The organism is Massilia sp. DJPM01 (assembly GCF_030348125.1).
In the GTDB taxonomy this organism is placed as follows: Bacteria; Pseudomonadota; Gammaproteobacteria; order Burkholderiales; family Burkholderiaceae_D; genus Telluria_A; species Telluria_A frigida.
Window position 1 is genome coordinate 1 of sequence record NZ_JAQOZV010000220.1, and the last position, 595, is coordinate 595.

At 44.7% G+C, this 595-nt stretch carries 1 protein-coding gene; it reads right to left on the reverse strand.

The genetic code is table 11. The features are described 5' to 3' along the window. Positions 1-26: 26 nt before the first annotated feature. Positions 27-404 carry a hypothetical protein gene (locus PO883_RS34765; protein ID WP_289313842.1) on the reverse strand — a complete coding sequence of 126 codons (378 nt, stop codon included), beginning with the start codon at positions 402-404 and terminating at the stop codon, positions 27-29. Positions 405-595 lie beyond the last annotated feature (191 nt).

Genomic DNA, 595 nt, shown 5'->3' on the forward strand with positions numbered 1-595 from the left:
CACCAGCAAGGAAGGTAATAACCGCACTATTCGAATATGGGACCAACACCGTCATCAAAATATACAATCTCACGCATTTTAACAAGACCATCAGGCGTTACGTGGAGCCAGCAATCGTCACGTCCTTCAATCTCCAGCAGTAATTGCGAGTCGAATTTTGCCGCCAATTTTTTTGCAACCTGCTCTGCCGACAGTAACGCTTCATTATTACTCGGATAGGAAATTAAAAAACCGTGTTTATACCCCTCAGTATATTCCATAACCATAACGAAACCTTTGGAATTTTCCATCGGAACGTCTGTTGATTCAACCACGAATCCAAGTATAGAGCCCAGAAACTCAATGACACGCCGTTCGGGCTGCTCTGAGCAAAAGTAAATATTTATTGACACCACATCATTCACTTATTCTCTTCCTCATTATGTCGAGTATACCCAACGCGCGTTCCGCCGCTTCTGGAGAAATAACACCATTCTCCAACTGTTTGCCGGTCGTATGAGGCTCTTGCAAAACTAGCGGAACGGATGAAAATTGCTTGGCAGCGCAAGCGAAAAGGTGGGGGTGGACGCCCATTTCTGGCATGATTTAGTTTCTA